The organism is Nodularia sp. UHCC 0506 (genome assembly GCF_034931045.1).
Taxonomy (GTDB): Bacteria; Cyanobacteriota; Cyanobacteriia; order Cyanobacteriales; family Nostocaceae; genus Nodularia.
Map to the genome: position 1 here is coordinate 22,406 of NZ_JAYGHH010000023.1, position 7,644 is coordinate 30,049.

Genomic DNA, 7,644 nt, shown 5'->3' on the forward strand with positions numbered 1-7,644 from the left:
AGATTTCTTCAGCCAGCCCTAATTCAGAACAAAAGCCCTGGTTTATTAACTAAACCAGGGTTTTATAAAAGTTATCAGTGATAGCAAAGATTAAATTTGAGGTTTTTGCTCAAAGTTGGGGGCATAGAGCTGGAGTAAATTACTGACTTGCCGTAGGACTTCATTACCAGTGCTTTTGGCAAATACTGGTGTTCTGTTGTCGTTGGGTTGGTCGATATTACGTCCTATAGATTCAGTAATTTGCTGGGAAATTAATTCTTGCAGTTCCGCTTTCGCTCGTAGGCGTTGATAACTAGCACCTTCTTCTGTAGTTGCATACAAGGGCGGTAAGCGGTTCAGGGCATAAGCGGCTATATCCCCCACATCCAAAGAACTTTCGCTAGTAGCTTCAATTTCTGCGGCTCTGGCGATCGCCTCAGACAGTACCAATTCTTCCATGACGTTAATGAATTGTTTGCGAGGTACCGCCACTACCTCACCCGTCAATAATGACCCCATCAGTCGATCCAGCGCCATGTATTCTTCAATAGAGAGTTCCGATGCGTTATCACAGATCCTTCCAACTTCTGCTTCCATTACAGGTGTTAAATAACCATCCTGGAGAGCTTGTTCTACAATTTTTTCAATACTCATAAAGCTCATTATCTTTACGCTAGCCAAGCAAGGTAGGGACGGTATCAGTCAAATTCATTTTGCCTAATTATTGGCAAAAAGTATACAATAAATTATGAAAGGTGGATAAATATTATCAATTCATTGATGACTAATCGACTCCATCAAATCTCCAAGGTACGGGATCAATAGATTGCCCGTTGACATATAAACCCCAGTGCAAATGGGGGCCTGTGGAAGCGCCGGTTGATCCGACTGTGCCAACTAATTGACCTGCTTTGACGAAATCACCTTCTTTGACATTAATACCATGAAGGTGCAGTAAAATACTGGTGACTCCTTGCCCGTGGTCAATGCCTATGGTGTTACCATGAACCCGAAACCCTTGGGACACTGTACCGACCAACGCCACTGTTCCGGCAGCTGGGGCAATTACGGGTGAACCCTTAGCACCAGCGTAGTCAACACCGCGATGGTAGTAATTCTTGGCAAATATACCATTATAGTAGCGACGTACACCATAGATTGTTGTAATTCGCCCTCCATTGGGCTTGAGTAGTGGACCATTCCAATGCTTTTGCGGTGTTTGGATTTTTTTGAAAGCGGCGACACGTTGGAGTTCGTGTTCTGTGGCTTTTACCCCAGCTCTTCCAGGTGGCAAATTAATCCGTTGTGTGGGAAAATTACGATTACGCAAATTCACTGCCAAGTTTCGCTCTTTACCATTCCCGGAAACCTTCAGTGTTATGGTTCCAGGTTTATCCATAGGAGTTGTGGGAATTAAAGCTCGGTATTTGTTGGGAGCGATCGCAAATGCTGGATAAGAGTTTTCTCTTACAGTTACAGTGAAATTACTACCATTTGCGGAATTATCTACGTTGAATACCACTGATATAGTATCCCCCAACTGAGGATTATTGGGAGTCACCTGTGCTTGCAAAGCATCTACAGGCAAAGCCAAGATGACAACAAAGACAGATGCAAATATGCCGATGAACAGGTTTTTTATGTGGCGGTTGGGTTTCCAGCCTTTGAAACTAAAATAGGGCAGTTTCTGATCAGATTCTCTAATGTCATGCATGATCGATAATCATAAAAATACACGGCGGGAAACTCAGTTACGCGCTGTCTGGTCAGTAGGGCTTGCTTGTTGATTCTAATTAGTGCATTCCCTAAAGGGCTAGGTTACTGACAGAAATACAACACAATCTGTTATGTCAAATCTAGACTTTAATTTCTGACTTCAATGGGAGCATGGGAATGGTTATCCTTCGGTAAGCATATTCGCAGAGCGATCGCTAGGCAAACACGCTTTAGCCCAATGCGATCAATTAATAGATGCATTTTAGGACATACTCTTACTTCTGCTGAGAAATAGACTAGCTTATGGAAGTTGGTGTTTCCTAATTGTGGCAATTATTTTTGAATATACCATAGGATACTAAGTAATTTAAATAAATAGTCTTGGCACTAAACTATACCAAGTAAATAGTTGGTTTTTTTTCTAGTGTGGGAGAAGTATTAACTAGCTTGCCATCTTCCATCTGAACAATACGATCAGCAATGTCCAAAATGCGATTATCGTGAGTAACCATGAGGATTGTGCAACCTTGTTCTTTAGCCAGTTTTTGCATCAGATTGACCACATCTCGACCAGACTGACTATCAAGCGCCGCAGTTGGTTCATCTGCTAAAACTAAGGGTGGATGACTAACCAAAGCACGAGCGATCGCTACTCGTTGTTTTTGTCCTCCCGACAATTTGTCAGGATAATAATGAAGGTGATTTCCTAAGCCTACCTGTTCTAGCATCAGGGCGGAACGAACTTGCATCTCTCGTGGGCCAATATGCTTGTGCAGTTCCAACCCCATTCTCACATTCTGGAGTGCTGTTAAACTACCATGCAGATTGTGTGCTTGGAAAATATAACCGTTATGCTGTCGCGCCTGTACTAATTGTTCTGCACTAGCACCGCAAAGTTCCCTGTTCAAAACCTGTAAACTGCCAAACTGGGGAGAACGCAACCCTCCAACTAAGGTCAGTAGAGTAGTTTTTCCAGAACCAGAAGGCCCGGTTAAGATAATAATTTCACCAGATTGAATTTCTAGATTGATATTAAATAAAATTTGTCTCCGAAGTGAACCTTGGCCAAAGTAGTGGTCGAGATTTTGGATAGAAATGACTGGCAGCATAGCAGCTTTAAAGTAGAGATTTTATACTGGGATTGGACAATTGGTAATTCTCAATTTTCTAAAACATATCAGCCGGGTCAGCAGACCGCAGTTTACGGGTAGCGATCGCCCCAGAAATTGAACACATGAAAATAGTTAAAATTAACACGTGTAACCCCCGAATTGCGGTCATATACATCGGTAAATTTGTGGCAGTGCGAGTCATTTGGTAAAGACCCAAAGATACTACTACTCCGGGAATAAAGCCCAATGCTGCTAAAATCAAAGTTTGTTCAAACACTACACTTAGTAGGTAATAATTGCGATACCCCAAGGCTTTAAAGGTAGCGTATTCTCTGACATGGGCATTCACATCGGTGGAAAGAACTTGATAAACCAGAATAACTCCCACTGCAAACCCCATTGAGACACCCAGGCTAAAAATAAACCCAATAGGGGAGTTTGTTCTCCAGAAGTTATTCTCAAATTCAATAAATTCTGCGTGAGTCATGACGCTGACATCATCTCTGAGATAGGCTTGTAAAGCGATCGCTACCTGTTTGGGGTCATAATCTGGTTTTACCTTGATTAAACCTAAACTGATACTGCTGGCTGGTCGTCTGGAAAATAATCGTAAAAAGTTTTGATCGCTGGTCATCAAGCTACCATCAGAACCAAAAGAAGCCCCCACCGTGAATAAACCACTAATGGTAATTGTCCGCCCATCTATTTCTGTGGTCAGTTTTTTACCTTGGTCAATTTGAGCGATCGCCTTTTGGTAATCTCCCCTAGCATTGCGGTCAAACAAAACCGTATCCGGTAACTTGATTAACTGTAATTGCTGATTCACATCCGGTAAATCAAAAGCTGGTTTATCTGGATTAAAGCCAATGACTTGAACCGATGTCTGGCGGCGTGTTTGGGGATTTTTCCAAATAATATTGTTGACATACATTGCTTCTGCTGAATATACCCCAGGAATATCCATTGCTTGGTAAAGCCGCCGTCGTGAAAAGGTGGGCATATTTTGCATACTTCGGGCTTGGGGACTAGTTAAAACAATGTCTGCTTGCAAACTGCGATGCAATCTAGTGTTACTGTCATATAGAGCCGTCTGAAAGCCCATCTGCATAAACATCAACACATCGGCAAAAGCAATTCCCGACAATGCTACCAGCAAACGGCTTTTTTCGTGACTCAGTTGCAACCATCCCAGAGGTGTACGTCGCCGCAGTTGTTTGATTAGTCCCATCATAAAAGTGCTGATTGCTGAGTGAGGATGTGAAAAAACAACGTATTCCGAATTACGAATTACGAATTACGAATTAGACAATTTAATTACTGCCCTAACTTGCATATTGGTTAAATTTGCAGCTTTTTGATTAGAAGTTTCATCCAGGCGGATATAAACCTCTACTACCCTGTTGTCAATATTGCTGGCTGGGTCAGTGTTGATCACATTTTGCCGACGCACTTGTAAGCCTTTGCGGGCTACTGTTCCTTGCAATTCAATCGGGAGGAAATCACCAAATATTTGCACTTTCTGCCCTGGATGAACTTTACCGATATCGCTTTCATAAACCTCGGCAATTACATACATTTCACTAGTTTGACCAATATCAGCAATGCCATTATTTGAGACTAGTTCGCCTGGACGGGAGTGGATCTCGAATATTTGACCATCTTGAGGCGATCGCACATAAGCTTGTTGTAGATTTGCCTGTGTACGCTGCATAGCTGCTATGGCACGATTGACTTCCGCCGCAGCCGCTTCTATATTGACTTGCGGCACTTCCGCAATTCGATCCAGTGTTGCTATAGCTTCTTTAATTTGTTGCTGACTGGTTAACTCGATGCGAATTAACTGCGTTTGTGCCTCTTGCAGATTTTTTTGGGCTGTTTCCAGTGTTAAACGCTTGTTGTCTCTCTGGGAGGCAGATATTGCGCCCTCTTGATACAACTCTTGATAACGTTGGTTTTCGGCTTTGGCATTACCTACCTCGGCTTTTAATCTAGCTATAGTAGTTTTTTGGGCAGCAATATCACCTTGGCGTTCTGCCTCCAGGCGAGCAATTGTGGCTTCTTGTGCTAATATTTCTCCACGTTTAGCACCTGCTTTGATGCGGTTTAAGTTTGCCTGTTCTACTTTCACCTGTTCTTCAGCCTCTCTCAAGGCCGCTGACAAGCGATCGCGGCTATCTAAAATTGCTATTACCTGCCCGGCTTTGATCCTATCCCCTTCTTTAACTAAAAGTTCTTCTACCCGACTTCCTTCTGCCGAAGTGGTAGCAGAGAGTTTAATCACTTTTCCTTTTGGTTCAATACGTCCCAGGGCTGTTACCGTTTTGAGTTCAGGTAGTAGTACGGCTGGTGCTGACCCTTTCTGATTTACTGTATCCTGAAATTTTAATACCGTATAAACACTACTGCCAATCACAGTTAAAGATACAATGATAGCGATAAAAAAGGGCGGACGTAAAATCGATTGGGGAGATATTGATCGATCTAGCTTTGAGTTTTGCACGATAGCATACCTTTGAAGCAATTCCAAATACACTGATTCAAATCAGAAAAAAATCAAATTTTGGTAAATGTCCCGCCTAACTCTCTTTTATCACTCACCAGAGAAAAAAATATCATGCTATCCCTGAATTTTGGACATAATCATCGATATTGCCCAGACATATAAGAGACTTCCAAATAAAAAAATATCCCGTCGTTTTGAGAGCAGGGGGGCAGGGAGCGGGGAGCAGGGGGAGGAAAGGTCATTTTAGTTGCAGAAATTTGGATCAACTTTTTTGTGGAGTTCTCTAAGTAAGTGGGCGTAAATAAAGTTAACTGGTGGGAGTCGTCATTTGTCCTTTGTCATTGGTAAGGATTTTTGCCCTGTTTACTTTTCGTAATATAGTTTGGTTTTTCCTACCTACCTACTTGTATAAAATTGACAGAAGAGGCAGAGGGGAAGGGGGCTTGCTAACAGGGGTACTCTTCCCTGCCCTTTTAGGGCGTTTGATCTAGGGCGGAGTACATTCTCCCTTGCTCCCTGCTTCTTCCCTGCACCAGTTTCCACTAAAATGATCGGTAGTATACAAAACTAAACGGTTTAGTTCTATAATAGAATTATACTAAACCGACTAGTTTAGTCAAGTGGTTGCAAAACAAAAGAATAATTGGGTGGAGAATAATTAAGACCCAAAGCTCAATGTATTGGAAAATTTTGATAGGATAAGGACTATTTGAACATGGCGCGTCTAAAAGTGGGAGAAATTGATCGCTCAAATTCAGGAGAAAAAATAGAAAAAATTTTGCAAGGGGCGATGCAAGAATTTTTAGCTCATGGCTATGCTTCCACTAGCATGGATAGAGTCGCAGAAGCAGCTGGGGTTTCTAAAGCCACAGTATACAGCCACTTTCAAGATAAAAAAGGATTATTTAAAGCATTAATTGAGAAACTTGCCAAAAAGCGGTTTCATTCCATATTGGGGTCACAACCCCTAAAAGGAGAACCCTATGTTGTTCTGCGCCGATTAGCCGCAACAGCATTAGATCAGATGATCAACGATCAAGAATATCAATCATTTGAACGTTTGTTAATGGGAGAATCGGCACGTTTTCCTGAGTTAGCGCAAGTGTTTATTTACAGCATTGCTAAACCAGCTATTGAGACTATCACTAAATATTTAGCTTCTCACCCGGAATTAAAGATACCTGATCCAGAGGCTACAGCCAGAATTCTCATTGGCTCCTTAGTGCATTTCGTGATTACGCAAGAAATTATGCACGGTAAGGAAATTATACCAATGGAAGGCGATCGCTTGATAGATGCCTTAACTCATTTAATTGTTAATTGTGCTGATTGACCTACCAATGAATCTTCATTACAAACTCTTTCGGAAGAAAGAACTCATTATGTCTTGAATTTTTTAGATTGTTCTTAGTAGATGTATAAATTTTCATTAGGAAAACTATCATGGCTAAGGAACTAGAAAATCAAATTCATCAACCAGTCAGTCAAGACTGGCATTCACGAGAAGAACCAACACCAAAGGAAAGAAACTTAACAGCGAATCCAGGAGATGTAATTGAGGAATCAAAATCACTGGCAGAAAAGGCGAAACAAGTAGCGGTAGATGTACCCGATATCACAGGGGATCAGATTACAGTCCCGACTTACTTCGTTGTGGAATATCCTGATGGCACAAAAAAAGCCCTCCATCATGTCAGAGATGCCGAAGAAATTTCTGATGTCATTCGCCAAGCACGAGTAGACGAACAGGGAAATCGCCTTTGGTGGTAGTTGCTAGTCGTGTGAAACAAGGTTTCGCGTCATCTATCTCCAGATGGAGATATGAAGTTAACACCAGGATTGTTCTCCTGGAGGATTGTGTAATAACTCACGGATATTAGCCTCAATCACTCGGTAGCCGACATTACCGTTGAGTCTTTGCCGTCCTTCATTAAAAATCAGAGTGGGGCTAACTGTAACCGTATGCTCTTTGACCAATTCAAAATCCTGGGATAGTTGAGCGTATGCTTCACCGTTATCTATCTGAGCTTGGATAGCACCTATGGGGAGTTTTAATTCCTCTGCAATTTCAAATTGCACTTTGCGGTCAGAAACGTTTGCTAGTTGGATAAAAAACGCCTCTCTAAATGCCCTGACTGCTTTTTCAAACACTTGTTCCGTCTGCACAAGCGTTGCGGAGTCATCTTGCTCTATTAAACCCTTTGCTTCTACTAGTTGAATAGCACGGAGAAACAAATGACAAGATGTGGATGAAGGTGGTGTCACCTGAGTCCAAAGATCAGGATGGACAGTGATGTGATCGAACTTTTTAGCCACCTCTTGAATATGATCACC

General features: G+C 42.0%; 8 protein-coding genes. 2 read left to right on the top strand and 6 right to left on the bottom strand.

All coding sequences use genetic code 11. The features are described 5' to 3' along the window. Positions 1-90: 90 nt before the first annotated feature. The 5 genes from VB654_RS14185 to VB654_RS14205 form a co-directional block, all read right to left on the bottom strand. Positions 91-633 (bottom strand): late competence development ComFB family protein, encoded by a 543-nt coding sequence (locus VB654_RS14185; protein ID WP_323214418.1) that lies wholly within the window; start codon positions 631-633, stop codon positions 91-93. Positions 634-763: 130 nt separating this feature from the next. Then, positions 764-1,693, bottom strand: coding sequence for a M23 family metallopeptidase (locus VB654_RS14190; RefSeq protein WP_323214419.1), 930 nt, complete (start codon positions 1,691-1,693; stop codon positions 764-766). Positions 1,694-2,087: 394 nt separating this feature from the next. Continuing rightward, the gene (locus VB654_RS14195) at positions 2,088-2,804 is read right to left on the bottom strand and encodes a DevA family ABC transporter ATP-binding protein (protein WP_323214420.1); all 717 of its coding nucleotides are present in this window, start codon (positions 2,802-2,804) and stop codon (positions 2,088-2,090) included. 58 nt (positions 2,805-2,862) lie between these two features. Beyond that, complete coding sequence (gene devC, locus VB654_RS14200) at positions 2,863-4,035, bottom strand: ABC transporter permease DevC (protein WP_323214457.1); 1,173 nt, start codon at positions 4,033-4,035, stop codon at positions 2,863-2,865. A 66-nt stretch (positions 4,036-4,101) separates the two neighbouring features. Continuing rightward, positions 4,102-5,307, bottom strand: a complete 1,206-nt coding sequence (locus VB654_RS14205; RefSeq protein ID WP_323214421.1) for an ABC exporter membrane fusion protein — start codon at positions 5,305-5,307, stop codon at positions 4,102-4,104. A gap of 718 nt (positions 5,308-6,025) precedes the next feature. On the opposite strand from VB654_RS14205, the gene VB654_RS14210 reads away from it, so the two are divergent. Together VB654_RS14210 and VB654_RS14215 are read left to right on the top strand one after the other, a co-directional pair. Further along, positions 6,026-6,643, top strand: a complete 618-nt coding sequence (locus VB654_RS14210) for a TetR/AcrR family transcriptional regulator (protein ID WP_323214422.1) — start codon at positions 6,026-6,028, stop codon at positions 6,641-6,643. A gap of 110 nt (positions 6,644-6,753) precedes the next feature. Then, on the top strand, positions 6,754-7,080 hold the full coding sequence (locus tag VB654_RS14215) for a hypothetical protein (RefSeq protein WP_323214423.1): 327 nt from the start codon (positions 6,754-6,756) through the stop codon (positions 7,078-7,080). A 57-nt stretch (positions 7,081-7,137) separates the two neighbouring features. Here the strand turns inward: VB654_RS14215 and VB654_RS14220 are convergent. Beyond that, positions 7,138-7,644 (bottom strand): disulfide bond formation protein DsbA (locus VB654_RS14220; protein ID WP_323214424.1); only part of this gene is annotated, 507 nt, incomplete at its 5' end.

Coding starts and splice junctions, on each gene's coding strand:
- VB654_RS14185 (WP_323214418.1), bottom strand. CDS start 633: ATGAGTATTGAAAAAATTGTAGAACAAGCTCTCCAGGATGGTTATTTA.
- VB654_RS14190 (WP_323214419.1), bottom strand. CDS start 1,693: ATGCATGACATTAGAGAATCTGATCAGAAACTGCCCTATTTTAGTTTC.
- VB654_RS14195 (WP_323214420.1), bottom strand. CDS start 2,804: ATGCTGCCAGTCATTTCTATCCAAAATCTCGACCACTACTTTGGCCAA.
- devC (WP_323214457.1), bottom strand. CDS start 4,035: ATGGGACTAATCAAACAACTGCGGCGACGTACACCTCTGGGATGGTTG.
- VB654_RS14210 (WP_323214422.1), top strand. CDS start 6,026: ATGGCGCGTCTAAAAGTGGGAGAAATTGATCGCTCAAATTCAGGAGAA.
- VB654_RS14215 (WP_323214423.1), top strand. CDS start 6,754: ATGGCTAAGGAACTAGAAAATCAAATTCATCAACCAGTCAGTCAAGAC.